30 protein-coding genes and 1 pseudogene are annotated in these 25,398 nt (G+C 71.9%); 14 read left to right on the top strand and 17 right to left on the bottom strand.

Annotated elements, in window-relative coordinates:
• The first annotated feature begins 196 nt into the window (after positions 1-196).
• Positions 197-1,126, top strand: a complete 930-nt coding sequence (locus tag ACFHW1_RS19540) for a carbohydrate kinase family protein (protein WP_416554893.1) — start codon at positions 197-199, stop codon at positions 1,124-1,126.
• Between the two features lie 39 nt (positions 1,127-1,165).
• Here ACFHW1_RS19540 and ACFHW1_RS19545 read toward each other — a convergent pair whose 3' ends face one another.
• The gene (locus tag ACFHW1_RS19545) at positions 1,166-2,416 is read right to left on the bottom strand and encodes a globin domain-containing protein (protein ID WP_416554895.1); all 1,251 of its coding nucleotides are present in this window, start codon (positions 2,414-2,416) and stop codon (positions 1,166-1,168) included.
• 130 nt (positions 2,417-2,546) lie between these two features.
• Between ACFHW1_RS19545 and ACFHW1_RS19550 the strand changes: the two genes are divergently transcribed.
• Positions 2,547-3,041 (top strand): RrF2 family transcriptional regulator, encoded by a 495-nt coding sequence (locus tag ACFHW1_RS19550; protein ID WP_416554897.1) that lies wholly within the window; start codon positions 2,547-2,549, stop codon positions 3,039-3,041.
• On the opposite strand, the gene ACFHW1_RS19555 is transcribed toward ACFHW1_RS19550, so the two are convergent.
• The 4 genes from ACFHW1_RS19555 to ACFHW1_RS19570 form a co-directional block, all read right to left on the bottom strand.
• The gene (locus ACFHW1_RS19555; protein ID WP_416554898.1) at positions 3,014-3,844 is read right to left on the bottom strand and encodes an MBL fold metallo-hydrolase; all 831 of its coding nucleotides are present in this window, start codon (positions 3,842-3,844) and stop codon (positions 3,014-3,016) included. The two genes, ACFHW1_RS19550 and ACFHW1_RS19555, sit on opposite strands and share 28 nt — an antisense overlap.
• Positions 3,841-4,287 (bottom strand): thioesterase family protein, encoded by a 447-nt coding sequence (locus ACFHW1_RS19560; protein ID WP_416555013.1) that lies wholly within the window; start codon positions 4,285-4,287, stop codon positions 3,841-3,843. Before ACFHW1_RS19560 ends, ACFHW1_RS19555 begins: the two co-directional genes overlap by 4 nt.
• 20 nt (positions 4,288-4,307) lie before the next feature.
• Complete coding sequence (locus ACFHW1_RS19565; RefSeq protein WP_416554900.1) at positions 4,308-4,568, bottom strand: substrate-binding domain-containing protein; 261 nt, start codon at positions 4,566-4,568, stop codon at positions 4,308-4,310.
• Positions 4,569-4,722: 154 nt separating this feature from the next.
• Positions 4,723-4,845, bottom strand: coding sequence for a hypothetical protein (locus ACFHW1_RS19570; protein WP_416554902.1), 123 nt, complete (start codon positions 4,843-4,845; stop codon positions 4,723-4,725).
• A 78-nt stretch (positions 4,846-4,923) separates the two neighbouring features.
• Between ACFHW1_RS19570 and ACFHW1_RS19575 the strand changes: the two genes are divergently transcribed.
• On the top strand, positions 4,924-5,349 hold the full coding sequence (locus tag ACFHW1_RS19575; RefSeq protein WP_416554904.1) for a hypothetical protein: 426 nt from the start codon (positions 4,924-4,926) through the stop codon (positions 5,347-5,349).
• A 9-nt stretch (positions 5,350-5,358) separates the two neighbouring features.
• Positions 5,359-6,072, top strand: coding sequence for a hypothetical protein (locus ACFHW1_RS19580; RefSeq protein ID WP_416554906.1), 714 nt, complete (start codon positions 5,359-5,361; stop codon positions 6,070-6,072).
• A gap of 86 nt (positions 6,073-6,158) precedes the next feature.
• Here the strand turns inward: ACFHW1_RS19580 and ACFHW1_RS19585 are convergent, their stop codons facing one another.
• Positions 6,159-6,347 (bottom strand): DUF397 domain-containing protein, encoded by a 189-nt coding sequence (locus ACFHW1_RS19585; protein WP_416554908.1) that lies wholly within the window; start codon positions 6,345-6,347, stop codon positions 6,159-6,161.
• A complete protein-coding gene (locus ACFHW1_RS19590) occupies positions 6,338-7,123 on the bottom strand; it encodes a helix-turn-helix domain-containing protein (protein WP_416554910.1) in 786 nt (261 codons plus the stop codon). The genes ACFHW1_RS19585 and ACFHW1_RS19590 overlap by 10 nt, the downstream gene beginning before the upstream one ends.
• 168 nt (positions 7,124-7,291) lie before the next feature.
• Here ACFHW1_RS19590 and ACFHW1_RS19595 point away from each other — a divergent pair, with 168 nt between their 5' ends.
• Positions 7,292-7,762: a hypothetical protein gene (locus ACFHW1_RS19595; protein ID WP_416554912.1), complete on the top strand. Its 471-nt coding sequence runs from the start codon at positions 7,292-7,294 to the stop codon at positions 7,760-7,762.
• A 92-nt stretch (positions 7,763-7,854) separates the two neighbouring features.
• Positions 7,855-8,628: an SIR2 family NAD-dependent protein deacylase gene (locus tag ACFHW1_RS19600; protein WP_416554913.1), complete on the top strand. Its 774-nt coding sequence runs from the start codon at positions 7,855-7,857 to the stop codon at positions 8,626-8,628.
• A 33-nt stretch (positions 8,629-8,661) separates the two neighbouring features.
• Here ACFHW1_RS19600 and ACFHW1_RS19605 read toward each other — a convergent pair whose 3' ends face one another.
• Genes ACFHW1_RS19605 through ACFHW1_RS19615 form a run of 3 tightly spaced genes read right to left on the bottom strand, consistent with a single transcriptional unit; the run spans position 8,662 to position 10,943 of the window.
• Positions 8,662-10,143: a PH domain-containing protein gene (locus ACFHW1_RS19605; RefSeq protein WP_416555015.1), complete on the bottom strand. Its 1,482-nt coding sequence runs from the start codon at positions 10,141-10,143 to the stop codon at positions 8,662-8,664.
• A gap of 35 nt (positions 10,144-10,178) precedes the next feature.
• Positions 10,179-10,700 carry a PH domain-containing protein gene (locus ACFHW1_RS19610; RefSeq protein WP_416554915.1) on the bottom strand — a complete coding sequence of 174 codons (522 nt, stop codon included), beginning with the start codon at positions 10,698-10,700 and terminating at the stop codon, positions 10,179-10,181.
• A gap of 18 nt (positions 10,701-10,718) precedes the next feature.
• Positions 10,719-10,943 (bottom strand): hypothetical protein, encoded by a 225-nt coding sequence (locus ACFHW1_RS19615; RefSeq protein WP_416554917.1) that lies wholly within the window; start codon positions 10,941-10,943, stop codon positions 10,719-10,721.
• 318 nt (positions 10,944-11,261) lie between these two features.
• Between ACFHW1_RS19615 and ACFHW1_RS19620 the strand changes: the two genes are divergently transcribed.
• Genes ACFHW1_RS19620 through ACFHW1_RS19630 form a run of 3 tightly spaced genes read left to right on the top strand, consistent with a single transcriptional unit; the run spans position 11,262 to position 14,310 of the window.
• Entirely contained in the window at positions 11,262-12,401 is a 1,140-nt protein-coding gene (locus tag ACFHW1_RS19620) for an AAA family ATPase (protein ID WP_416554919.1), read from the top strand.
• Positions 12,380-13,363 carry a DUF58 domain-containing protein gene (locus ACFHW1_RS19625; RefSeq protein ID WP_416555017.1) on the top strand — a complete coding sequence of 328 codons (984 nt, stop codon included), beginning with the start codon at positions 12,380-12,382 and terminating at the stop codon, positions 13,361-13,363. Before ACFHW1_RS19620 ends, ACFHW1_RS19625 begins: the two co-directional genes overlap by 22 nt.
• Positions 13,360-14,310, top strand: coding sequence for a VWA domain-containing protein (locus ACFHW1_RS19630; protein WP_416554921.1), 951 nt, complete (start codon positions 13,360-13,362; stop codon positions 14,308-14,310). The genes ACFHW1_RS19625 and ACFHW1_RS19630 overlap by 4 nt, the downstream gene beginning before the upstream one ends.
• Before the next feature lie 215 nt (positions 14,311-14,525).
• Here the strand turns inward: ACFHW1_RS19630 and ACFHW1_RS19635 are convergent, their stop codons facing one another.
• The 5 genes and pseudogenes from ACFHW1_RS19635 to ACFHW1_RS19655 all read right to left on the bottom strand — a co-directional run.
• Positions 14,526-15,743 (bottom strand): acyltransferase family protein, encoded by a 1,218-nt coding sequence (locus ACFHW1_RS19635; protein WP_416554923.1) that lies wholly within the window; start codon positions 15,741-15,743, stop codon positions 14,526-14,528.
• Positions 15,740-16,573, bottom strand: coding sequence for an alpha/beta hydrolase (locus tag ACFHW1_RS19640; protein WP_416554925.1), 834 nt, complete (start codon positions 16,571-16,573; stop codon positions 15,740-15,742). The genes ACFHW1_RS19635 and ACFHW1_RS19640 overlap by 4 nt, the downstream gene beginning before the upstream one ends.
• Before the next feature lie 73 nt (positions 16,574-16,646).
• Positions 16,647-17,312, bottom strand: coding sequence for a response regulator (locus ACFHW1_RS19645; RefSeq protein ID WP_416554927.1), 666 nt, complete (start codon positions 17,310-17,312; stop codon positions 16,647-16,649).
• Positions 17,313-17,339: 27 nt separating this feature from the next.
• Positions 17,340-17,852 (bottom strand): sensor histidine kinase, encoded by a 513-nt coding sequence (locus tag ACFHW1_RS19650; protein WP_416555029.1) that lies wholly within the window; start codon positions 17,850-17,852, stop codon positions 17,340-17,342.
• 71 nt (positions 17,853-17,923) lie between these two features.
• A pseudogene (locus ACFHW1_RS19655) lies at positions 17,924-18,640 on the bottom strand (histidine kinase); the annotation flags it as partial.
• An 89-nt stretch (positions 18,641-18,729) separates the two neighbouring features.
• Between ACFHW1_RS19655 and fabG the strand changes: the two are divergent.
• The 4 genes from fabG (at position 18,730) to ACFHW1_RS19675 (ending at position 22,146) form a co-directional block, all read left to right on the top strand.
• On the top strand, positions 18,730-19,437 hold the full coding sequence (gene fabG / locus ACFHW1_RS19660) for a 3-oxoacyl-ACP reductase FabG (protein ID WP_416554929.1): 708 nt from the start codon (positions 18,730-18,732) through the stop codon (positions 19,435-19,437).
• 72 nt (positions 19,438-19,509) lie between these two features.
• A complete protein-coding gene (gene fabI, locus ACFHW1_RS19665) occupies positions 19,510-20,277 on the top strand; it encodes an enoyl-ACP reductase FabI (protein ID WP_416554931.1) in 768 nt (255 codons plus the stop codon).
• A 52-nt stretch (positions 20,278-20,329) separates the two neighbouring features.
• Positions 20,330-21,370 carry a ferrochelatase gene (locus ACFHW1_RS19670; protein ID WP_416554933.1) on the top strand — a complete coding sequence of 347 codons (1,041 nt, stop codon included), beginning with the start codon at positions 20,330-20,332 and terminating at the stop codon, positions 21,368-21,370.
• Positions 21,310-22,146 carry an HAD-IIA family hydrolase gene (locus tag ACFHW1_RS19675; RefSeq protein WP_416555019.1) on the top strand — a complete coding sequence of 279 codons (837 nt, stop codon included), beginning with the start codon at positions 21,310-21,312 and terminating at the stop codon, positions 22,144-22,146. Before ACFHW1_RS19670 ends, ACFHW1_RS19675 begins: the two co-directional genes overlap by 61 nt.
• A 42-nt stretch (positions 22,147-22,188) precedes the next feature.
• Here the strand turns inward: ACFHW1_RS19675 and ACFHW1_RS19680 are convergent, their stop codons facing one another.
• A complete protein-coding gene (locus ACFHW1_RS19680) occupies positions 22,189-22,980 on the bottom strand; it encodes a hypothetical protein (RefSeq protein ID WP_123602363.1) in 792 nt (263 codons plus the stop codon).
• 121 nt (positions 22,981-23,101) lie between these two features.
• Between ACFHW1_RS19680 and ACFHW1_RS19685 the strand changes: the two genes are divergently transcribed.
• Positions 23,102-23,926 (top strand): DUF3097 domain-containing protein, encoded by an 825-nt coding sequence (locus ACFHW1_RS19685; protein ID WP_416554935.1) that lies wholly within the window; start codon positions 23,102-23,104, stop codon positions 23,924-23,926.
• 59 nt (positions 23,927-23,985) lie between these two features.
• Here the strand turns inward: ACFHW1_RS19685 and ACFHW1_RS19690 are convergent, their stop codons facing one another.
• Positions 23,986-25,284: a serine hydrolase domain-containing protein gene (locus ACFHW1_RS19690; RefSeq protein WP_416555021.1), complete on the bottom strand. Its 1,299-nt coding sequence runs from the start codon at positions 25,282-25,284 to the stop codon at positions 23,986-23,988.
• Between the last annotated feature and the right edge of the window lie 114 nt (positions 25,285-25,398).

Consider the following 25,398-nt stretch of genomic DNA (forward strand, 5'->3'; position numbering starts at 1 on the left):
GCTCGCGCAGCTCCCGGCGAGTCCAAGGGACAGCGAGTTGCCCCCACGCTGTCCCGGTAATCGATATCCCACCATACATCGATCGGAAGTGCAATAGTCGCTGCTCGATGTGCTTGCGGGTGCGGGGTGGCGACCGGCACCAGGGCACCGACCTGGCAAACTTCGGAGCGGCGCAACTGCAGGTGGGAGGAGATCCATGCGGTACGCGGTGGTGCTCGGCGAGGCACTGATCGACCTGCTCGACGGCGAATGCGCCGGCCAGCCGGTCTACCGCCAGGTGATCGGCGGGGCACCGCTGAACGTCGCGGTCGGCGTCGCCCGGCTCGGCGGCGCGGTCGAGTTCGCCGGGACCCTCGGCGACGATCCGCTCGCCGACCGGATCCGCGACTTCCTGCGTACCGCCGGGGTCGGCGACCGGGGCTTGGTCACCGTGCCCGCGCCCACCACCCTTGCGGTGGCCACCTTCACCGGCGCCGAGCCGAACTTCCGCTTCTACGGTGACCCGCCCTCGTATGGACTGCTCGAACCGGCCAGCCTCGACGGGAAACTGGTCGGCGACGCCGCTGTGCTCTACTGCGGCTCCATCGCGCTGCTGTGCGAGCCGACCCTGGCCGCCGCCCGGCAGGCCTGGACGGGTGCCAGCGGGCTTCGGGTCTTCGACCCCAACGTCCGGCCCCGACTGCTGCCCGACGCCGAGTCGCTGTCCGCGTACCGGCAGGTCGTCGCCGGCTTCGCGGCAACCGCCGACCTGGTCAAGCTGAGCGCCGCCGACGCCGAGGTGCTCTACGACGGCGCCGATCCGGTGACCGCCGCCGCGCTGCTGCACGATCTTGGCGCGGGCGCGGTGGTGGTCACCCGGGGCGCGGCCGGCGCCCTGGTCAGCGCCGGCCGCGAGGTGCTGACCGTGGCCGCCCCGAGGGTGGCCGCGGTCGACGCCACCGGCGCCGGTGACTCGGTGATGGCCGCCCTGATCGCCGAACTGCTCGACGCCGGGTTGCCGGCCGACGCGGCCGGCTGGGCGGCCCGGGTCGGGTTCGCCTTGCAGGTGGCGGGGCTGGTGTGCGAGTCACCGGGCGGCGCGGTGTCGATGCCGACCCGGTCAGCCGTCGCCGAACGCTTCGACTGATCACCGGCGTCACGGCCCAAACCGCCGGTGCTCAGCCGGTCAGCCGCTGAGCATGCCCGGACCGAACACCTCGTACGCGATCCGGTCCACCGGCAGGCCTCGGTCGCGCAGCCCGCTGCGGACCTGCGCCATGAACGGCACCGGCCCGCACAGGTGCGCCCAGGCTCCCGGCGTGAGCGGGATCAGCGCCGGATCCACCCGCCCGGCGTGGAGGGTCGCCTTCAGCCCGACACTCTCGCCGTCGGTGGCGTCCTCGTACCACAGGTGCACCGACAGGTTGGGCAGCCGCTGCTGGAGCTCCGGCAACTCGTGGCGCAGCGGGTGCGCGGTCGCCGACCGGTCGGCGTGCACCAGCACCACCTCGCGGGCCGGCGCGACCGTGCTCAGCTGGGCGAGGGCCGCCATCGCCGGGGTGACGCCGATTCCGGCACTGACCAGCAGCAGCGGCGCGCCGGTGTCGCCAATCGAGCTGACCTCGCCGAACGCCGGGCTCAGCCGCAGGACGTCACCGACGGCGGTCCGGTCGTGCAGTTGGCTGGAGACCGTCCCGTCCGGTGCCGGCGACCCGGCTGACCCACCCGCCGCGCCGGCCCCGCCCCGGAGCCGTTTGACGGTGATCCGCCAGGTGACGGCACCGGGCCGACCGGACAGACTGTACTGACGGATCTGCTGTCCCTGTCCGCCTCCCAGATCGACCGCGACCGAGACGTACTGACCGGGCGTGAAGGTGGGTGCCGCGTCGCCGTCGGCCGGGGCCAGGATCAGCGACACGACGTCGGCGGTCTCCGGAACCTTCTCGACGACCCGCCACGGCCGCCAGCCGGCACCGGCCCGTAAGGGAAGGCCGGCGACGGTGTACAGCCGGGCCTCCCGGGCGATCAGCTCGCAGGCCAGCAACCAGTAGACCTCGTCCCACGCCGCCGCGACCTCGGGCGTCACGGCATCGCCGAGCACCTCGGCGACGGCGGCGAGCAGATGCCGTCCGACGATCGGATACTGGGTGGCGGTGATGCCGAGCGAGGCGTGCTTGTGCGCGATCCGGTCCAGAATCGGCGCCCAGGGCAGCGTGCTGCGCCCGGTCAGGTGCTCGGCATAGGCGACCACTGCGGTGGCCAGCGCCGCCTGCTGGCGGCCGGTCGCCTGGTTACCCCGGTTGAACAGATCCAGCAGCTCCGGATGGGCGGCGAACATCCGCTGGTAGAACCGGCTGGTGATGGCCTCGCCGTGGGCCTGCACGGCGGGCAGGGTCGCGGTCACCACCGCTGCTGAGGACTCCGAGAGCACAATCACTCCTTTGGGGATTGGACGGGTACGACGTCACTAAACAGGAATCTGTGACTCCTCTTTAGGGCCATTGGTCCCGAGCCCGTTCACACCGCGCCGGGCCTGCCGGTCTGCCGTGGCTGATTAGGGTCGGGACGTGAAGCTCAACCGGTCCACGGACATGGCGTTACGGGTCGCCATGTTCGCCGCCGCATCCCGCACCCGTACCACGGTGGACGACCTGGCCGCCCGGCTCGCCCTGCCGCGCAGCCACGTCGCCAAGGTCGTGCAACGGTTGCAGCGGCTCGGCGTTCTGGTCACCGTGCGGGGCCGGGCAGGCGGCACCGCGTTCGCCCCAGCCGCCGCCGAGATGACCGTGGCCCAGGTGGTAAGGGCATTCGAAGGCGACGGTGAGGTCGTCTCCTGCGAACAGCCGGCCTGCCCGCTGCGCGCCGGCTGCCGGTTGCGGGTCGAGCTGCGCCGGGCCCGCGCGGCTTTCCTCACCGCGCTCGACGAGATCCGTCTCGGTGACCTGGTCGACGTCGACGCCGGTCCACTGCCCATACTCCTCAGCATCGGCCCCGGGCCAGCGTCGCCAGCCCTCGACGGCCGAGCCGAGGGCGGTCAGGCCCGGTTGGACAGTTCGGCGTAGCCGCGGACGATCGCGGTGCCCGCCGCCCGCGGCCCGAACGGTGCCCGTGCGGCGACCCGTGCCGGCGGCGCGCCGTCGGCGTGTCCGTCGCGGATCAGCCACTCCAACGCCACCAGCTCGGCGTGCTGGGCCCGGACGAAGTCGACACCGACGCAGGCGCCGTGGCCCGGCACCACGACACTGACCGGGCCGAGCCGCCGCAGCACCGCCGCGAGGGTGTCCGGCCACTCCAGCGGGTACGCGTCGTCGAACGACGGTGGGGCACCCTGCTCGACCAGGTCACCGGCGACCAGCAGGTCCGCGTCCGGGATGTGCACCACCAGGTCGCCGATGGTGTGCCCGCGCCCGGGATGCCACAGCTCGACCGCCCGGCCGCCCAGGTCGAGCGTCGCGGCGCGGGTCACCGTACGGTCCGGTGGGTGAACCACCGCGTGGCTGAGCTGCTCGGCCAGCCGCGGATCGTGGCCGATCATTTCGCGGTACGCCTCGTCGCGGACCACCTCGACCGGGCGGGCCAGCAGCCGGACCGCCTCCTGATGGGCCCACACCGGCGCGGGCGGATCCCCGGCGGCCACCTGGTTGCCGAAGCAGTGGTCGAAGTGGTGATGGGTGTTCACCACCGACCACGGTAGGTGGGTGATCCGTCGGGCCGCCTCGACCAGCTCGGCGGCCTCGGCCGGCGTAGCGCCGGTGTCGACGAGCACGGCGGCGGCCGCGCCGACGACCAGCGTCGAGTTGACGTCGAGCCGGGTCCGGCGCAGCACGTACACCCGGTCGCCGACCTCGACGAACCGGGCGCTCATCCGGAGACTGCCCGCTCACCGGTGGGGTCGTCGCCGACGCGTGGTGCCGGCGTGCGGTCAAAGGCCCGCTCGACGAACCGGTGCCGGTCGACCAGAGCCCGCTCGATGCGGCCCTGCGCGACGGTCGTACTCCCCTCGAACACCACCACCTCGAAGACCAGCCGCCGCCCGTCGACCTCGGTCAGCCGGGCCATCGCGGCCACCGTACGGCCGACCGGGGTCGCCGCCCGGTGGTCCAGCTCGACCCGGGTGCCGACGGTGGTCATGCCGGGTGGCAGCCCGGTGGCGGTGGCGGCGACCGTCGCCGCCTCGGCCAGCGCGAGCAGCCGCGGCGTACCGAGGACCGGTACGTCGCCCGAGCCGACCGTCTGGGCGGTGTCGGAATCGGTCACGGTCAGCTCGACCCGGGCGGTGGCACCCGGGCGGAAACTGTTTTCCGGCATGTGTCCCATGACCAATCAGCCTAGGTGCTCGACCTGCGTCGAACCACGAAAGCCGGACCGCGCGCCGGCCGCGTCCGGGTCACCGCTGCCGTCCGGGCCGTCCCCGGCGGTGCTCTGCCGGACCGCCAGTGTGAACGGGTCTGCACGTCGTACGGCGGCCGGAGCGGACGCCCTTCGATCCGGTCGACGAGCCGTCGGACCGCCAGCCGGGCGACCGCCGCCTTGTCCGGGGAGATACTGGTCAGGCTCGGGTTGGCGTACCGTCCCTCCTCGACGACCACCACATCTCCCCAGCACGGTCAGGCGGGTTCGCACAACTTGCACGGGTGGACCACCGCGCTTGGCCGTTCGAACACATCGAACGCACCACCGCCGTCACGGTCGCGTAGGGCAGCGCTCTGCGGACCGGGCGCTGGGCCTGGTGGGACGAGACGTTCACGATGGCCCCGCTACGCCCTGCGTCAGGAAGTGGTTGACCGCGACGTGGCAGCCGGCGACCGCCAAGGCCAGGTTGGTGGAGATCACGTCCAGGATTCGGGCCGCCGACGCGTCACTCATACCCGCGTCAGCGAGGACCGCAGCGTTGTTGACCCAACCGAGCAGCGGACCGGCGGACTCGGCGGTGGCCGCCGCCCGTTGCGCCGTCTGACCCCCGTCGACGAGGCGTTCTGCAATCGCGCGACCGATTCCCCGGGCGCCTCCGGTGACCATTTCCGATGGATCTTCGGTGCGACCGTCGCCGGGCAACTCGCCGATCGGTTCGTCTACCTCGCGCTGCCGCTGGTGGCGATCCTCTGGCTGGACGCGGACGAGTTCGAGGTCGGCGTGCTGACCGCGATGACCACGGCCGGGTCGCTGCTGATCGGGCTGCCGGCGGGTGCGTGGGTCGACCGGTGGCGCAAGCGCCCGGTGATGGTCAACACGGATTTGCTCCGGGCCGCGCTGCTGATGACGCTACCGCTGGCCTGGTGGGCCGATGCGCTGTCGATCTGGCTGCTGTACGCGATTGCTCTCGGCCACGGACTGCTGACCGTACTGTTCGAGGTCGGATATACAAGCTAGGTCCCTACGTTGGTCGGTCGTGACCACCTGGTCGAGGCGAACAGCAGGATCGCTGCGGCCCGTTCCGCCGTCAGCATCAGCGGCCCCGGTCTGGCGGGTCCCCCGGTCGGCTGGCTCGGTGCACCGCTCACGCTGATCGTGAGCGCCGCCGGGATGCTGTTGTCCGCGCTCGGCACGCTGCGAATCCGTACCGTCGAGGTGGTGCGGCCGGAAGCAACCGATCTGGATCTGAGTACGTCTGGCATCGGCTCGGTGCTCTCGGCGATGGCCTGCGGTGGGTTCGTCGGCGCGTTGCTGGCCGGCCGGCTGATCGCCAGGATCGGCCCGGGTCCGGCGATCTGGTTGGCACCACTGTGCACCGCACCGGCCGCTGCGCTGCTGCCGGCCACCGCAACCGGCGTACCCCGCTGGCTCACCGTGGCCGGGTTGGCCCTGCTGTCCTTCGGTGGCGTGGTCCGGCTGATCGCACAGGCCGGCCTGCAACAGCGGGTAACCCCGGACCGGCTACTCGGGCGGATGAGCGGCGCCACGGTCCGGTTCGTCCAGTGGGGCAGCATGCCGGTCGCGGCGCTGCTCGGCGGTGCGCTCGGCGGCCTGTTCGGGGCGTCCGCCGTACTGTGGATCGGCACGGCCGGGATGACCGCCGCCTTCCTGCCGGCCCTGCTGTCGCCGCTGCGGGCGACGGACCAGCTGCCGGAGAACGAGAGCACCGCAGCCCAATAGGTCGACCCAGCCTCGGCTCCAACCGTGAGAGCGGAGCCGAAGGCTGGGTTGTCCGGCCTACGGCCGACTTGGCGCTGTCCGATGGCTCAGGGCTTCAGGGCGGCGGCCGTCGACACGAAGGACTGCCACGCGGTCGGTCCGAAGGTCAGCATCGCGCCGTCGCGGTCCTTGGTGTCCCGTACGAGGACGCGCCCGGCGACGTTGTCGACCACCTCGACGCAGGCCGCTGTGTCGGACTTGGTGCTCTTACGCCAACGAGGCTTGGTCAGGTCCATGTCTCTCCCGCCTTCGTGATCAGTTCGAGCGACTGCGCGCAGGGTAGAGCGTACTGCCGGATCGACTCCCAGTCGCTCTCCAGGCTCGCGGTGCGGTCGGGCGACTCCACCACCCGGCCTTCCTGGTGGCCTTCGAGGAAGCCAACTGTGCGACCCTCAACCGAGGCTAGGACGATCGGGCCGTACATCCCGACATACGCCGGGGTGGCCAGTGGCACCACGTGGATCTGTACATTCGGTCGATCGCCCACCTCCGTCAGTGCTTTGAGCTGCTCGCGCATCACTTCCGGCCCGCCGGAGGTGCGGCGGATCGCCATTTCGTCGAGTATCACGACCAGGCGGCAGGGGCTGGTGGTTCGGGTGATGATCTCTTGCCGGTCCAGCCGTGCCGCGAGCGTCTGTTCGACGTCCTCGGCCGGGACGTTCATCGCCGGTAGGAGAGCGCGTGCGTACGCCTCGGTTTGCAGCAGTCCGGGGATCAGCGTCGGATGGTAGATCCGCAGCAGGGTCGCCCGACCTTCGTACTCGACGAACGGTCGGTACCACACGGGTGTCCAGTCGCCCCGGACGAACTCCCGATAGAACCTGACCAGCGCGGTGCCGAACACCTTGTCGCCGGCCTTCAGGTAGTCCGGCAGCGCGGGTCGCTCGCCGCGCTCGATGGCACCCACGTGTTTCGCCGAGAAGTGGATTCGGTCGGCCCACGCATCCTGGGTCAGCCCGAACGACTCGCGCAGCCGGCGTAGCTCCGATATCAGATAATCGTTCCCAGCCATAGACCTTCACATCCCTCAAATCACTCGAACTTGTTGATCTTTTGCTGGCCTGGACAGCACGTACATTCCCTGTGTCTAACGCCTTCTTTCATTGAGCATCGTCAGCGATCCAGGGTGGAACTCAGCAAAAAGATACACGCTGTTCGTAATCGATCCGAGGGGGTAATGATGATCAGAAACGACGGGATCGGTGGGACGCCGAGGCTGGCCCGCTACACCTCGATCGGCGTGCCGCGGAACGTCGATCCGACACCGAACCGGCCGCCGCTGCCAAAGCGCAACCCGGGGGAGACAGATCCGGACCAGGACGACCGTTTCCAGCTCGCCGGGGGACGCGGCGTCGCGCCAACTCCCGCTGGCGTCCTGGACGACCCGGCGCGAGGCGGCGACCCTACCTGGTCACCGGAGCTGGCCCGAGTCGTCCATGATGCGAACTCCACCGCCCGGACCCACATCCCGAACCGCACCACCGGGGAGTGTCACCGGTGCGGCGGCATCCCGGCACCGTGTCGACCGTTCCTGCAGGCACTCGCCATTCTGAACCGGTGGGACGCGAGCTCCGCCCGGCGCATCCGGGCTGTGCTGCACCTGTCCGGGCTGATGCCGGCCGGCGAGCCGGACGACGACGGTGACGGGTGACCCGGCGATCGGCACCTGCGGTGGACGCGGCTCGCCCTCGCCCGCAGGGATCGCGGCGGCCGACGCCGCGAACGGCGGTTACCGTCGGGGACATGTCCGACCGATCGAGCGCGACACCTGCCGACGAGGTGGTGCAGTGGCTGGCCGCAGCCCGGGACATCCTGGTGCTGACCGGAGCCGGCATCTCCACCGACTCCGGGATACCCGACTTCCGGGGCCCCAACGGCGTCTGGACCCGGGACCCGGAGGCGGCCAAGCTGTTCACCCTCGACGCGTACGTCGCCGACCCGGCGGTGCGGCGGCGGTCCTGGATCGGCCGCCGGGACCATCCGGCCTGGTCTGCACAGCCGAACGGCGGCCACGCGAGCCTGGTGGAGTTGGAGCGGTCCGGCCGGCTCGCCGCGATCGTCACCCAGAACATCGACGGCCTGCACCAACGCGCCGGCAACAGCCCGGACAAGGTGATCGAGATCCACGGCACCATGTCCGAGGTCGAGTGCCTGAGCTGCGACGACCGGACCGGCATGGACGAGGCGCTGGCCCGGGTGGCCGCCGGTGAGGACGACCCGGACTGCCGCTTGTGCGGCGGCATCCTGAAGGCGGCGACGATCTCGTTCGGCCAGTCGCTGCACGGGCCTACCCTGCGCCGGGCGGTGCGTGCCGCCGAACGCTGCGACCTGCTGCTCGCCGTCGGGACGTCGCTGACCGTGCAGCCGGCCGCCGGGCTGGTGGAGATCGCTGCCGAAGCCGGCACCCGGGTGGTGATCGTCAACGCGGCGGCGACGCCGTACGACCCGATCGCCGACGCGGTGCTGCGCGAACCCATCGGTACGGTGCTGCCCGCACTCGTCCGGCAGCTGATCTAGAAGGATTTGGCCGGTATATCGACCACAATTCTTCTAGATCGACGGCGGTGGCTCGACCGGTGCGGCTGGCTCAGCCGACGGCCGAGGCTCAGCCGGCGTGCTACGGGCGGCGCGGGCCCGGTCGCTCAGCTCCGCCGCCAGCCACCATGCCTCGGCCACGTCCCGGTCCTTGGCGGCGGCGCTCGGCCCACCGGCGGTGTCGGCGTACACGGTGGCCAACCCGAGCAGCCGCTGCAACGGCCCGCGCACCACCCGTATGCTCTGCATCCGCGCGTACGGCACGACCAGCATCTGCCGGGTCAGCAGCCCGCCGCGGACGTTGAACACGTCGTCGGCAAGCCCGGCACCGAGCTTCGGCTGCACCAGCGGGTTGAGCCAGCGGGCACGGCGCGGCGGCGGCGTCATCGGCAGCGCGTCGAGCGCGATGCCGGGCAGCACGTCGGCGAGGATGTGGTTGGCGGTGGACAGTACGCCGACCGGCAGCAACTGGTCGGACTGGGTGCCGCCGCCCTGCCCGTCCGGTGCGGCGTAGCCGGCGACGTGCAGCCGCATCCGCAGCCACTTCTTTCCCCGCCATAGCAGTGGCCAGGTCGCCCCGATCGCCTGAATCCGGTGCAGCGGTACGGTCTGCGACCGGGTCTCGGTCAGCCCGTGCCGGACCCGCAGACCCACCTCGTCGCGGGCCAGCCGGAAGTTCCAGTCGCTGAGCACCCGCCGGATCGGCTGCAGGATCACCCCGGCGGTGGCGGTCAGGGTGCTGGCGACCGCCACGAACGACCAGGTGGCGTCCATCGCGAACTGGGCGATCACGAACGCGACACCGAACGGCAGGAACATGGTCTGCGGGGTGAGCAGCTGGCTGATCAGCAGGTCCCGGTTGACCACGGTGTGCAGCAGCCGGCCGGGTGGCGGCGCCGATGGGTCGGGCAGGCCGGCCGGGGCGCCGTCCGGCGGCGGTGCCGTCCCGCCGGGGGCTGTCGCGTCCGGTGCCGGCCCGGCGCGGCCGGCGCGGCCGGCGCGGCCGGCGAGCGCCAGCAGCCGGGCCCGCAGCGCGGCGGCGTCGGCGACGGTCAGGTACGCCAGCGGCGCCTCGGTCTGGCCGCCGCCGACCACTTCGAGCCGCAGCTCGGCCAGACCGGTCAGCTGGGCGAGCAGTGGCCGGACCACTTCGACGGCCTGCAGCCGCTCCAGCGGGATGGCACGGGTCCGCCGCCACAGCAGACCTTCGTGAATTCGCAGCTCACGGCCGACCACGTGGTAGCCGGTGTTGTACCAGCTGATCACCGCCACCGCCAGGTAGCCGAGCAGGCACAGCACGACCAGCAGCGCGAAGCGGCCGAAACCGACCCGGCCGAGCGTCTGCCAGGACAGGCCGGCGATGATCACCACGAGCGCCCTGCTGCCCTTGAGGATCGGGCTCAGCGGATGCAGCCGCTGGCGGGGCTCCTCGACCGGGCCGGGCGGCGGGTACGGCGGGTACGGCTGGCCGGGCAGCGGGTAGGCCTGGCCGGGCAGCGGGTGCGGCGGCAGGACCGGTTCGTGCGGCTGGCTCACAGACCCTCCGCCCGGATCTCGCCGAGCGCGGTGAGCCGGTCCCGTAGCCGGGACGCCTCGGCGGGCCGCAGCCCGGGCACCCGGGCGTCGCTGGCTGCCGCGGCCGTATGCAACTGCACGGTCGCCAGGTCGAAGGCCCGCTCCAGCGGGCCGGCGGAGACGTCGACGAACTGCATCCGGGCGTACGGGACGATCGACATCCGGCGGACCAGCAGCCCGTGCCGCACCAGCAGGTCGTCGTCGCGTTCGGCGTACCCCCAGGCGTAGACGGCCCGTATCGTCGCCACCACCCGCAGCACGGTGAGCAGCACGGCGGCGGCGAAGCCGACGCCGACGAACCAGAAGCCGGTGATCGCCCAGCCGATGCCGAGCCCGACGAGCAGGAAACTCATCCCGATGGCGAGCCGGATCAGCTCCACCCAGACCAGGTCACGGGAGACAGGCTGCCACTGCACCGTCTCCGGCCAGGGCTCCAACGGGCTGATCGGGGCTGCGGGTGCGGCGGACTGTTCGGTCACCCTTACGAGCGTAGGCGATCAGCCAAGCGGTGCCACGTCGCGGAGAAATCCGCGTACGTGCAGGAAGTCGCCGAGCCGGTCCCGGTGGTCGGCGCAGGCCAGCCAGGTTTTGCGGCGTTCGGGCTGGTGCAGCCGGGGATTGTTCCAGTTGAGCGCCCAGATCGCCGGGGCACGGCAGCCCTTGGCGGAGCAGGTCAACTGCTCGCCCGGTGCGGTGTCGGCGGAATCGGGGGGTGCGGCCACGGTACGAGTCTAGGTCGGTACCAGGCGAGGCGGCGCTAGGCAGGAAGGCGCCAGACGAGGCTGGGAGCAGGCCGGGAAGGCACCAGGACAGGGGCGGCACGCACCTGAAGGAGTGAGCGCCGGGCGGCCACGGGGGAAGCCGCCCGGCGACGGCTGAATCGTACACACGCCGATCCCCCTCGTGTCTACCCACCGGGCGGTGCTTTCTCAGCCCCTGCCCGCCGGTTCGGACCGGCGTGCGACGCTTAGTGCGGCACGACCTTTTCGACCCGACGACGCCAGAACCCTGACGACGCCAGAGCACGCTGTGGAGGACCGGTGGCCCAGCCGACCACGCCCGAATCGTCGACACCGACCGCTGCGCCGCCGTCGCCCCCCGAGGCGACACCGGCCATCGACGCGACCCTGCTCGAGCGGGCGATGTTCGAGGTCAAACGGGTCATCGTCGGTCAGGACCGGATGGTTGAGCGAATGTTCGTCGCGCTGCTCGCCCGAGGTCACTGCCTACTCGAAGGCGTCCCGGGGGTGGCGAAGACGCTCGCCGTGGAGACCCTGGCCACCGTCGTCGGTGGTTCGTTCGCCCGGATCCAGTTCACCCCCGACCTGGTCCCCGCCGACCTGGTCGGCACCCGGATCTACCGGCAGTCCAGCGAGAAGTTCGACATCGAGCTCGGGCCGGTGTTCGTCAACTTCCTGCTCGCCGACGAGATCAACCGCGCGCCGGCAAAGGTGCAGTCGGCGCTGCTCGAGGTGATGAGCGAGCGGCAGGTGTCGCTGGGCGGGCAGACGCACCCGGTACCGGATCCGTTTCTGGTGATGGCCACCCAGAACCCGATTGAGCAGGAGGGCGTCTACCCGCTGCCGGAGGCCCAGCGCGACCGGTTCCTGATGAAGATCGTGGTGGGCTATCCGACCGACGCGGAGGAGCGGGAGATCGTCTACCGGATGGGGGTGGAGGCGCCGCAGCCGAGCGTCGTCTTCAAGCCCACCGACCTGGTCGACCTGCAGCGCAAGGCGGACAAGGTGTTCGTGCACAACGCCCTGGTCGACTACACCGTACGCCTGGTGCTGGCCACCCGGGCGCCGGCCGAGCACGGCATGCCGGACGTCGCGCAGCTGATCCAGTACGGAGCCAGCCCGCGTGCCTCGCTGGGCATCGTACGGGCCAGCCGGGCATTGGCGCTGCTGCGCGGGCGCGACTACGCGTTGCCGCAGGACGTGCAGGACATCGCCCCGGACATCCTGCGTCACCGGCTGGTGCTCAGCTACGACGCGCTCGCCGACGACGTGCCCGCCGACCACGTCGTCGGGCGGATCATGCAGATGGTGCCGCTGCCGTCGGTCGCTCCCCGGCAGAACGCGACGCCGCAGCCGGTGGGACCGATGGGACATGCCGCGCCGGCCGCCGCGGTGCCCGGCCCGCCCGGTGGCGCCGGCTGGCCCGGGCAGTCGCAGTGACCGCTGCGGTGCCGAGCTCGGGCCGGGCGGAGGCGGTGCTGTCCCGGCTCTACCTGACCGTCACCCGCAAGCTCGACGGCCTGCTGCAGGGCGACTACGTGGGGCTGCTGCCCGGTCCGGGCAGCGAGGCCGGTGAGTCGACCGAGTACCGGCCCGGTGACGACGTACGCCGGATGGACTGGCCGGTGACGGCCCGGACCACCGTGCCGCACGTTCGGCGTACCGTCGCCGACCGGGAGCTGGAAGCCTGGGTGGCGGTGGACCTGTCGGCCAGCCTGGACTTCGGCACCGCCCGGTGCCTCAAACGGGACCTGGCCGTCTCGGCGGCGGCGGCGATGGTGCACCTGACCGCGCGGGGCGGCAACCGGGTCGGCGCGGTGATCGGCACCGGTGATCCGGCGCTCGGCGGCGTCCTCACCCGGCTGCCGGCGCGGACCGGCCGCAAGGAGGCGCACGGGCTGCTGCGGGCGATCGCCGGCACCCAGTCCCGACCCGGCCGCAGCGACCTCGGTGCCCTGATCGACATGCTGAACCGGCCGCCGCGTCGCCGCGGTGTCGCCGTGGTGATCTCCGATTTCCTGGCCCCGCCGCAGCAGTGGGGCCGGCCGGTCCGCAAACTCGCCGTCCGGCACGACGTCCTCGCCGTCGAGGTGGTCGATCCGCGTGAGCTGGAGCTGCCCGACGCCGGCGTGCTGACCCTGGCCGACCCGGAGACCGGCACGCTGCACGAGGTGCAGACCGCAGATCCCCGGCTGCGCCGGCGGTACGCCGAGGCGGCCGGGGCCCAGCGGGCGGCGATCGCGCAGACTCTGCGCGGTGCCGGCGCGGCCCACCTGCGGCTGCGGACCGACTCGGACTGGCTGCTGGACATCGTCCGGTTCGTCGCCGGGCAGCGGCACGCCCGTACCCGTGGCATCGCCCGCCCGGCCCCCACCCCGCGCCCGGAAAGCGAAGCTCGATGATCCGTTTCCTGCAGCCCTGGTGGCTGCTCGCCCTGCTGCCGGTTCTGGCGATCGCCGGGATGTACGTGTGGCGTCAGTTCCGCCGCAAGGCGTACGCGGTCCGGTTCACCAACGTGGACCTGCTGCGTACGCTGGCTCCGCGTGGTCTGGGCTGGCGCCGTCACCTGGCCGCCGGGGCGTTCCTGCTCAGCCTGCTGGTGCTGGCGTCGGCGCTGGCCCGGCCGTCGATCGACACCGAGGAGTCGCTGGAGCGGGCCACCGTCATGCTCGCCATCGACGTGTCGCTGTCGATGGAGGCCGACGATGTGACTCCCAGCCGGATCGAGGCGGCCCAGCAGGCGGCGAAGGAGTTCGTCGCTGAGCTGCCGGAGGGCTACAACATCGGGCTGGTCGCGTTTGCCAAGTCGGCGAACGTGCTGGTCTCGCCGACCAAGGACCGGGCTGCGGTGTCCCAGGCGATCGACGGTCTGGTGCTGGCCGAGGCCACCGCCACCGGCGAGGCGGTGTTCACCTCGTTGGAGGCGATCCGGCTGGTGCCGACCGACGGCGCGCAGGGTCCGCCGCCGGCCCGGATCGTGCTGCTGTCGGACGGCTACCGCACCTCGGGCCGGTCGGTCGAGGAGGCCGCTGCGTCGGCGTCGGCGGCCAACGTACCGGTGTCGACGATCGCGTTCGGCACCGACGACGGCCAGGTGCAGATCGGCAACCAGGTGCAGCGGGTGCCGGTGGACCGGTTCGCGCTGGCCGAGCTGGCCGAGGCGACCAACGGCTACTTCTACGAGGCGGCGTCGGTGGGCGAGCTCAACCAGGTGTACGAGGACATGGGATCGTCGATCGGTCAGCGGACCGTGCCGCGGGAGATAACCCAGTGGTACGCAGCCCTGGCGTTGCTGCTGGCGCTGGGTGCCGCCGTGCTGAGTCTGCTGTGGACCTCACGCTTGCCGTGACCGAACGATCAGCGGCACCGCGTCTCACCGGGCGCCGCTGGCCAGTACGAAGATGACGGCGATCCAGACTGCGGCGAGGGTGAATCCTAGCGGCGCGACGTAACGGTTCATGGGACTGGCTCCGGCGACGGGTGGGCACCCCTGGCGGGGCGACCGGCAGGCGGGCTGACGGGCGACACGGGTGAGTCGCGCGGGCGCACCGGAGCCACACCGGATCAGTGTGGTGGGCCGGCGGCCCGGCGGCGACTGGGAGGATCGCTATCTCGCACAGCGATCACCTCCGTAGGTCGTCCGGCCGTTGAACCGGGCCAGAGCGTACACCCGGGCGGCCGGGTCGGCACAATCCGCAGCATCGCTGCGAGACCGATGGCGAGAAGCGGCAGGTAGACGGCCCGGTCGGCCAGCCATCCGGCATCGTCGGGCCGGGTGTGCACCCCGGCGACGGCGGTGCCGCCGGCGATCCACAGCGCGATGAACGTCAACCCGACCAGCACCGGCTGGTGCCACAGGTAGATGCCCAGCGCGTGCCGGTTGATCCCGGCGATCGGTGCCCACCATCGGGCGGTGGTGTCGATCCGACCACGCAGCCACCTGATAATCAGCGCGGCGGCACCGATCTGCGCCGCCACCGACGCCAGGGTCGCCAGCGACGGTGGGTCCAGGTTCGACGTGATCTGCCCCGGTACGCCCACCGCACTGGCCGGGTACCCGCCGACGACGGTCAGGGCGAGCAGCAGCGCCACGCCGCCGACGGTCATCCCCAACGCCCACCGGGCCGGCGGAGGACCGTACTCGGCCATCACCATGCCGGCGAGGAAGGGCAACAACCAGGCAGCGAGTACGGCGAGCGCCGACGGCAGGTGCCCGGCGTCGGTGGCGGTGACCGTGGTGACCGCCGCCATGATCACCGGCGTGACGATCACGAACGCCTGCTCCGGGCTCTGCCGGATGGCGCGGCGCAGTGGCCCGCCGACCGCCCGCAGGATCAGCAGCACGACCAGGAACCACAAGGGACTGATCGTGAGCTTCGCGACGGTCAGCAGGGTGCCGGTGGGCGCGCCGACGAGATAGCCGACGAGCAGCGCCAGCGCCAGGCAGCCGGCCAGCCCCGACAGCGGGCCGCCGAGCGCCCGGGGCCAGCCACGCCAGAAGCCGCCGGTCCCGCCGGAGCCGGTTCGCTGGGTGGTCCGCGCGGCGGCGAACCCGGCCGCGAAGAACAGCAGGCCGAGAGTCTGCGCCAGCCAGGTCAGCGGACTCAGCCAGGCCAGGTCGACCAGCGGGCTGGCCGCGACCAGTACGCCGTCGTCGTCCAGCAGTAGCGCGGTTACCCACCAGTGTCCGCCGACGACTCCGACGATGGCGAACGCCCGGATCAGATCGATGACCGGGTCACGCTGTGTCCTGGTCGCCACCACCGTCTGCGCCCCGTTCACCGGGCCACCGATATGGCCTGCGTGCCGGACCGGTCCGGGTCGGCGGTGACCAGGTCTGCGAGGGCATTGAGCGTGTCGCTGCCGGGCCGTAGATAGCCATCGTGGCCGTCGACCCTCTCGGCCGGCAGCGGCCGGGCACCGAAGGACGGGTCCGCCGGGGACGTTCCGTGGCCGAATCCGGCCAGCCGTACCTGCGGCACCCAACTGATCCAGTCACCGTCGGCGGTGGCGCTCCACACCCGGGCGCCGGTGGCGAGCTCGTCGACGTGTGACGCGCCCATGCCCGGAGCGCCGAGCGCGACCAGATCGGTGACGCAGTCGGCCAGGTCCGCCGCCGCCCGTCCGGTGACGAGTGCGCCGTAGCTGTGCCCGACGACTACGACGGTGGCGTCCGGCTGCTGTCGGCACACTTCGGCGAGGAACCGGACCAGCTCGACAGCACCAGCGCGGGCCCGGTCCGACCGCAGCGCCGACGGCCCGAATCCTTCCGGCGCGTCGTAGCCGAGCCAGGCGATGACCGCGGTACGCGGCTCACGGCGGTGCGCCGCCCCGTACAGCACCCGGGCCTGCACCGCCGGTGCGCGGTGGGTGAATCCACCGAGCCCGCGGTCGAAGGTGGCCAGGGTGTGGTCCGTTCCCGGTACCAGCACCGTGATCCGGCGGGCGGTCGGCAGGTGGCCGACCACCTCGACGGCGGTGCCGTCCCCGGTGGTGTCGAAGGCCAGGAACTGCCGTCCGGCGGTGACCGGCAGCAGGTCGCCGTGGTCGGCCGGCACGGTGGCCAGTGCGGCGCCACACAACGTGGCGAGAGCGATCAGGCGGATACGCATGCCGACAGCCTGCGGTGTCGGTGTATGGGCGCGCGTCGTGCCGTGGAGCCAGAAGCCACGTAGTACCGCGGAGCTATTCGCCGGCGGCGACCAGCCCCGACTCGTACGCGACGACGACCGCCTGCGCCCGGTCACGCAGACCCAGTTTGCTGAGAATCCGCCCGACGTGGGTCTTGACCGTCTGCTCGGCGACGATCAGGTCGGCGGCGATCTCGCCGTTGGACCGGCCGCGGGCGATCAGCCGCAGCACCTCGGTCTCCCGTACGGTCAACGTGGTCAGCGACACCGGGCGGGGACGTTCCTGCCCGGGCCGGGTGGCGAATTCGGCGATCAGCCGCCGGGTCACCGACGGTGAGAGCAGACCCTCCCCGGCAGCCACCACGCGGACCGCGTTGACCAGGTCGGCGGCCGGCGCGTCCTTGAGTAGGAACCCGCCGGCCCCGGCCCGCAGCGCCTCGTAGACGTAGTCGTCGAGGTCGAACGTGGTGAGGATGAGCACCCGGGGCGGTTCGTCGCGGGATCGTCCGGCGAGCAGTTGCCGGGTGGCGGCGATTCCGTCGAGCACCGGCATCCGGATGTCCATCAACACCACGTCGGGGTCGAGTCGGCGGGCGGCGCTGACCGCGTCCGCGCCGTTGGCGGCGTCACCGACGACCAGCAGGTCCGGTTGGGCACCGAGCATGGCGCCGAAGCCCTGTCGGACCATCGCCTGGTCGTCGGCAATCAATACTTTGATCAATGTCGTCCTCAGATCGTCGTCCGCACGCTACCCGGCCGGCTGGTCCCGGTCAGCGACGGCGTGGGGGTTTGCGGCGGCGGCGGTGTTGTTCGGGCGGTACGGCAACCAGGCGGTGACCACGAACCCGGATCGGTCGTCCGGGCCGGCCGCGAAGCTGCCGCCCAGCAACTCGGTCCGTTCCCGCATGCCGATGACGCCGTGGCCGCCAGCGGAGCGTTGCGCACCCGTGGCCAGCTGGGCGGGCCCGTTGCCGACCCGCACCACCAGCCGGGCGGGGGTCATCCGTAGTTCCACCCGTACCCTCGCCCCTGGCGCGTGCCGGCCGGAGTTGGCCAACGCCTCCTGCACGATCCGGTACGCCGCCAGCCCGACCGGCTCGGCGACCGCGTCCGGCATGAGCCGGGGGTCCCACCCCAGCTCGACGTCCAGCGCGGCCCGCCGGGTGGCGGCCACCAACCCGGCGATGTCGGCAAGCCCAGGCTGCGGGCTGCGCGCCGCCTGCTCGGTATCGCTGCGCAGCACCGCGAGCAGCCGGCGCATGTCGCTGAGCGCGGATCGGGCGGCGTCGGCGATCGCGGTGAACTCGGCCCGGTCATCCCGGTCAGCCGGTACGGCGCGGTCTCCGCCTGCACGGCGATCATCGACATGTGGTGGGCCACCACGTCGTGCATCTCCCGGGCAATCCGGGCGCGTTCCTCCAGCACCGCCCGCCGCTCGATCTCCTGTTGGGTGACGACGGTCTGGTTGGTTAGCGCGCGTTGGCTGGCGCGCCGCCGGCGCACCTGGTCGGCGACCGCGACGACCACCGTGATCAGGATGAGTAGCAAGCGGCTCTCGTCCTGGCTCGCGAGCGCCAGGACCGGCAATCCGGTGACGGCCCCCGCCGCCGCCGAGACCGGTAGGTCGGCCCGGCCAGCGAGTATCGCGAACACGAAAAGCAGCGCCAGAACCTGCAGCAGACTCCACGGCTCCGGGTGCGGGTACCACGTACCGCTGACGAACAGCAGCACGAACGACGACCGCCAGGCCCACAACGGTCGGTGGAAGGCGAGCGCCGCCGGTGCGACCGTGGCGAAGCCGAGGATCGGTCCGAGCGGCACGAGCAGGTGGTTGGCGTCCTGCAGCTCGAGTGCGGCGGCCGCGCTGATGTAGAGGAACAGCCCGAACGCCAGCCATCGTCCGACGGCATGCCACCAGCCGTGGGGCCGGGCGGCCGGCGCTGGCGGATAGTCCGGTCCGACGACCAGTCGTCGCAGGGCTCGAACTGTCTGGGGGACCACCGAGCCGCTCACCCGTGCGAGGCTACGACCGGATCGTGCCGATGTCATGACACCGTGGGGCTAGTACCCCCGGGTTACTGCTTACCCGGGGGTAGCACCTAGTCTCCAAGCCGGATCATCCGAGACGAGGGGGAAACGTGGCCCGCACCGTACTGGTCACCGGGGGTAACCGGGGTATCGGTCTGGCGATCGCGCAGGCGTTCGCGAAGCAGGGCGACCGGGTCGCGGTCACCTACCGGTCCAGCTTCGCCGAGCAGGACGGCCTGCTCGGCGTACGGTGTGACGTCACCGACGCCGACTCGGTCGACCAGGCCTTCGGCGCGGTCGAAGCCGAGCTCGGGCCGGTCGAGGTGCTGGTCGCCAACGCCGGCGTCACCGACGACACGCTGCTGCTGCGAATGTCCGAGGAGCAGTTCACCTCGGTACTGGACACCAACCTGACCGGCGCCTACCGCTGCGCCAAGCGCGCTTCGACGAAGATGCTACGGGCCCGCTGGGGCCGGCTGATCTTCATCTCGTCGGTGGTCGGCCTGCTCGGCTCGCCCGGTCAGGTCAACTACGCGGCGAGCAAGGCCGGCCTGGTCGGCATGGCCCGGTCGATCACCCGCGAACTCGGCGGACGCAACATCACCGCCAACGTCGTCGCCCCCGGCTACGTGGAGACCGACATGACGGCGGCGCTGCCCGAGGAGCGCAAGGCCGAGTACCGCAAGGCCATTCCGGCCGGCCGGTTCGCCACCGCCGACGAGGTGGCCGCCGCGGTGACGTGGCTCGCCGGCGACTCCACCGGTTATATCTGCGGGGCGGTCATTCCCGTCGACGGCGGCCTCGGCATGGGGCACTGACCGTCGACGCCGAAGACCTGCGACACCCCGCACCGACCCGACCTGGCTACGAAACACCGAACGGAGAAACCTGTGTCCGCACTGCTGGCCGGTAAGCGGCTGCTCGTCACCGGCGTCATCACCGACCAGTCGATCGCCTTCTCGGTGGCGAAGCTCGCCCAGGAGAACGGCGCCACCGTGGTGCTCACCGGGTTCGGCCGAATGTCGCTGGTGGAGCGGATCGCCAAGCGGCTGCCGGCCGAAGCGCCGGTGATCGAGCTCGACGTGACCAACCCGGAGCACCTGGCCGGGCTGGCCGACAAGGTCGGCGGTCACGTCGACGGCCTCGACGGGGTGGTGCACTCGATCGGGTTCGCCCCGCAGAGCTGCCTCGGTGGCGGGTTCCTCGACGCTCCCTGGGACGATGTGGCCACCGCGCTGCACATCTCCACCTTCTCGTACAAGTCGCTCGCGATGGCGGCGCTGCCGTTGATGCGTACCGGCGGTGCGGTCGTCGGGCTGACCTTCGACGCCACCCTGGCCTGGCCGGTCTACGACTGGATGGGGGTGGCCAAGGCCGGTCTGGAGTCCGCGTCCCGCTACCTGGCGCTGCACCTGGGACCGAAGGGTATCCGCAGCAACCTGGTCTCCGCCGGCCCGCTGCGCACCATGGCGGCCAAGTCGATCCCCGGCTTCGAGGCCTTCGAGCAGGCCTGGACCGAGCGGGCGCCGCTGGGCTGGCAGTTGACCGATCAGGAGCCGGCCGCCCGGGCCTGCCTGGCGCTGCTGTCGGACTGGTTCCCGGCGACCACCGGTGAGATCGTGCACGTCGACGGCGGGTTCCACGCCATCGGCGCCTGATCTTCGGGGTGCGCCGCCGTGGGGTCCGGCCCGACCAGGAACAATAGGGCCCATGGCGTACGACGCACTGGTTCTGCTGTCGTTCGGCGGCCCGGAAGGTCCGCAGGACGTGCTGCCCTTCCTGCGCAACGTGACCCGGGGCCGCAACGTGCCGCCGGAGCGGCTGGCCGAGGTCGCCGAGCATTACCAGCACTTCGGCGGCGTGTCGCCGATCAACCAGCAGTGCCGGGAGTTGCTTGCCGCGATTCGCACCGACTTCGCCGCCCACGGGCTTGACCTGCCGGTGTACTGGGGCAACCGTAACTGGCATCCGATGCTGGCCGACACGGTGGCCCGGATGCGCGACGACGGGGTCCGCCGCGCCCTCGCCTTCGCCACCAGCGCCTACGGCGGCTACTCGTCGTGCCGGCAGTACCAGGAGGACATCGCGGCGGCGCGGGCCGCGGTCGGCCCGGACGCCCCGGTGATCGACAAGCTGCGGCAGTTCCACGACCATCCCGGGTTCGTCGTCCCGCACGTCGAAGCGGTCCGGGCCGCGCTGGACACCATCGACCCGGCGCTGCGTCAGCGTACCCGGCTGGTGTTCACCGCCCATTCGGTCCCGACCAGCGCGGCGGCCGCCGCCGGCCCGGAGGGCGGGCGCTACCAGGCCCAGCTGGCCGAGACCGCCCGGCTGGTCGCCGCCGACGCCGCCCCGGACCTGCCGTACGACCTGGTCTGGCAGAGCCGGTCCGGGCCGCCGCAGGTGCCCTGGCTGGAGCCGGACGTCAACGACCACCTGCGCGAACTCGCCGGTCAGGGGGTCGACGCGGTGGTGGTCAGCCCGATCGGTTTCGTCTCCGACCACCTGGAGGTGGTCTGGGACCTGGACACCGAGGCGGCGGCGACCGCCAAGGAGCTCGGTCTGGCGTACACCCGGGCAGCCAGCCCCGGCACCCACCCGGCCTTCGTGTCGATGGTCCGGGACCTGGTGTCGGAACGGCTGCGCCCGGACGGCTCCCTCGCCCGGGTACGGCTCGGTACGCTGCCGGTCTGGGACACCTGCCCGGTGAACTGCTGCATTGCCTCTTCCACCCCCCGGAGATCCTCGTGACCGACCGTAAACCCGTCCAGAGTTGGCTGACCGACATGGACGGTGTGCTGGTGCACGAGGGCCAACCGGTCCCCGGTGCGCCGGAGTTCATCAACCGGTTGCGCGCTTCCGGTAAACCGTTCCTGGTGCTGACCAACAACTCCATCTACACCCCCCGCGATCTGCAGGCCCGGCTCACCCGGATGGGTTTCGACGTGCCGGAGCAGGCGATCTGGACAGCGGCGCTGGCCACCGCGCAGTTTCTCGCCGACCAGCGGCCGGGTGGCACCGCGTACGTCATTGGTGAGGCCGGGCTGACCACGGCGATGCACGCGGTCGGCTACATCCTGTCCGACTACGCGCCGGACTACGTGGTGCTGGGGGAGACCCGCACCTACAGCTTCGAGGCGATCACCAAGGCGGTCCGGCTGATCAACGGCGGTGCCCGGTTCATCTGCACCAACCCGGACCCGACCGGGCCGTCGACCGAGGGCGCGCTACCGGCGGCCGGCTCGGTCGCGGCGATGATCTCGAAGGCGACTGGGGTGGAGCCGTATTTCGTCGGCAAGCCGAACCCGATGATGATGCGGTCGGCGTTGAACACGATCGATGCACACTCGGAGAGTACCGCGATGATCGGTGACCGGATGGACACCGACGTGCTCTGCGGGCTGGAGGCGGGGCTGCAGACGATCCTGGTGCTCACCGGGATCAGCAGCCGTACCGACATCGACCGATACCCGTACCGGCCGTCGCGAATCGTCGCATCGGTGGCCGATCTGATCGACGAGATCTGACCGAGACGAGATCTGGTCGGGGCGTCCGGCCGCGATCGGCAGTCAGGGCCGCAGCGGGGCGTTGCAGGCGGCGACCAGCGCCCGGCGGCAGGCGGTGGTCAGCGGCCGTAGCGCGGCGTCGCGCTGCTGGGCCTCGTAGCCGTTGACGGCGCCACCGGGGGCGACGTGCTCGGCGAGCGCCAGGACCTGGTCCAGCACGCTGGCCCGGGCGAACAACCGGCGGGCCCGCGGATCGAATCCGGGTGGCAGGTCCATCCCACCGTCCGGGCGGCGCAGCGCGGCCAGCGCCCCGGCCAGCTCCGGCCGCCAGTGGGCGACGTCCAGTCGGGTCAGCGCCGTGGTCGTCTCGGCCAGCGCGGTGGACAACTCGGCCTCGGCCTCGGCGGCGCTCGGCCCGGCGTGCCCGGCGGCGGGCAGCTCCTGCGGCAGCGGGTAGATCCGCCACAGCACCGTCTCGAAGGTGACCCCGGACCCGGACGTGTGCGAGCGTACTTCGGGGATGACGCCCAGCCCGCGCGCCACCACCGCTTCGCCGGCGAGCAGCGCGGCGCCGGTGAACTCGCCCGGACCGGGCAGGCCACGGGGGTCGCCGGGCGCCGGCAACGCCAGCCGGATCTCGTCCGGCGGCAGCTTCGCGAAGCAGGACAGTGCGTCGCGCAACGGCAGGTCGGTCCAGGCACCGGGTGCGTCGGCGACCAGATGCTCCTCGTCGCCGGCTATCTCGTCGGCTATCTCGTCGTACGGCACCAGGCCGGCGCGCCACGCGCGCACCCAGGCCACGAACCGGCTGGAGCGGCGCGTCGCGAGGGTCGCCGCGCCTGCTGCGGGGGACATGCACGCTAGGGTACGTGCCGCGCCGCCGGTTGTCTCGACGCCGGGCGGCAGGTCACCGTCGGGGGTGTCCGGTCGGCGCGTCGGCGGGCCACCGCCGGCCGATGCGGTTAGCCTGCCGGACGTGGGCGGTGACCGGCGGTACGGCGACGACGTGTTGGCGGGCAACTGGCGCCGCCGGCGGGTGGTGCCGGAGGTCGACGCCGAGCCGGATCTCGTGGTGGAGGACACCGACTCAGGTTTCTGCGGCGCGGTCGTCGGCTTCGAGTCCGGCGCCGTGACGCTGGAGGACCGGCACGGCCGCCGACGACACTTCCCGCTGGTCCCGGCCGGTTTCCTGCTCGACGGCCAGCCGGTGACGCTGCGCCGGCCGTCCCGGGCACCCACGGCGCCCCGGCAGCGGCAGCGCACCGCCTCCGGGTCGGTCGCGGTCGGCCACCGGCCGGCCCGGGTCGCCCAGGCCAGCCGGATCTGGGTGGAGGGGGTGCATGACGCCGCGCTCATTGAGCGGATCTGGGGTGACGACCTGCGGGTCGAGGGTGTCGTCGTCGAACCGTTGGACGGCATCGACGGCCTGGCCGCAGCAGTGGCCGGGTTCGCGCCCGGCCCGCAGCGCCGGCTCGGCGTGCTGGTCGACCACCTGGTCCCCGGGTCCAAGGAGAGCCGGGTCGTCGCCACGGTCACCTCGCCGTACGTACTGGTCACCGGGCATCCGTACGTGGACGTGTGGCAGGCGGTCAGACCGGACCGGATCGGGTTGCGGCAGTGGCCCCGGATCCCGCCCGGACAGCCGTGGAAGGAAGGCGTCTGCGCGGCGGTTGGCGTTTCCGATCCGGCACAGCTGTGGCGCCGCATCTTGTCCAGTGTGCACAGCTACCAGGACGTGGAGACGCCGCTGATCAATGCGATGGAGCGGCTGATCGACTTCGTTACCGTACCGCCGCAGTGAGCCGCCGTGCGGTGACAGTGAGCGGACCGTGCCCCCCGCAGTGGTGCGCCGGCGGCCGGTCAGCCGAGGTCGTCCGGGTCGCGGGTGAGGACGAAGGTGGCCAGGTCCAGCGCCGTCGGGATGCCGGTCGGTCCACGCCGTACGGTGAGCAGCTCGCCCTGCTGGGCGCCGCTGCGGCCCTGCCAGCGGTCCGCGTCCGCTGCGGCGAACCGCGACGTCACCGGCCGCACCGGCCCGAGCAGGGTGAGGACCAGCTCGGCGGCGTCGGCGTCCCAGGAGACCTCCGTCTCCCGTCCCATCCACCACCACCGGCCGCAGATGGCGTCGATCTCCGGCGGCGGCAGGGTGCCCGGCCGCCACGGTCGTGGCGCGGCCGGTTCCCGGTCGAGCACCCCGGCCAGCACCCGTAGCCCCAGCTCGCGGATGGTGCCCCGGGCGAAGCCGTACGAGTTGGCGAAGGCGACGACCGCGCTGCCGGTGTCGCGGTGCACGGCGAGCAGCGCGACGTAGCCGGGCATCGAGCCGCCGTGGCCGGCGAAGACCCGTTCGCCGACCCGGTACAGCTCGGGGCCGAGCCCGTGGCCGCCGGTCCACCGGTGCGGGTCGTTGATCGCCACCGGCAGGCACATCTCCGCCATCGTGTCGGGGTCCAGCACCGCCGGGTCCGGGTCGGCGAGGAACGCCGCCCACCGGCTCAGGTCGGTGACGGTGGACCAGAGCTGGCCGGCGGGGGCCATCGCGCCGGTGTCGGTACGCGGCTCCTCGCGCAGCGTGCCGTGCCACGGGTGCACCACGTAGCCGGCGGCGTACGGGTCGGTGGGGTGGTAGGTGGTGCGGGTCATGCCGAGCGGGCCGAGTAGGTCGGTGGCGACCAGTTCGGCCCACGGCGTGCCGGTGATCCGGTGCAGGGCGGCGCCGAGCAGCCCGTACGCCAGGTTCGAGTAGTGGTACGTGCGGTGCGGCGGGAAGGCCACCTTGTCCGGCCCGAGCCCGGCCAGCAGGGTGGCGATGTCGGTGCCGGTGTGGCGTTCCCACCAGCCGTCGCTGTCCGGTTCGCGTTGCAGGCCGGCGGCGTGGCCGAGGAGCTGACGCAGGGTGATCCGCTCGAACGGGACGTCGGGCAGGTGGTCGCGGAGCCGGTCGTCGAGGTCAAGCCGGCCGGCGTCGCGCAGCCGCAGCACCAGGGTGGCGGTGAAGGTCTTGGTGATCGAGCCGATCCGGTACTGCAGGTCGGGGTGGGGTAGCGGATGGTCACCGGCGGACGCGACGTGCACCAGTCGACGGTCCCGGAGTACGCCGAGGACGACGGAGGGTGCCCGACCGTACGACTGGGTCTCGGCGACCGCAGTGTCGATCATGCTGATGGTGTCGGGGGACAGGGGTGCGGACACGCGTACCTGCTCCTTGATCGTTACTCAGGTAGAAGGGATTGTGACTTAGGGTGGCCGGATCGGTTCGGCTCACCGATAGCT

Origin of the sequence: Micromonospora sp. LOL_014 (assembly GCF_048060245.1) — a bacterium.
Classification (GTDB): domain Bacteria; phylum Actinomycetota; class Actinomycetes; order Mycobacteriales; family Micromonosporaceae; genus Micromonospora_E.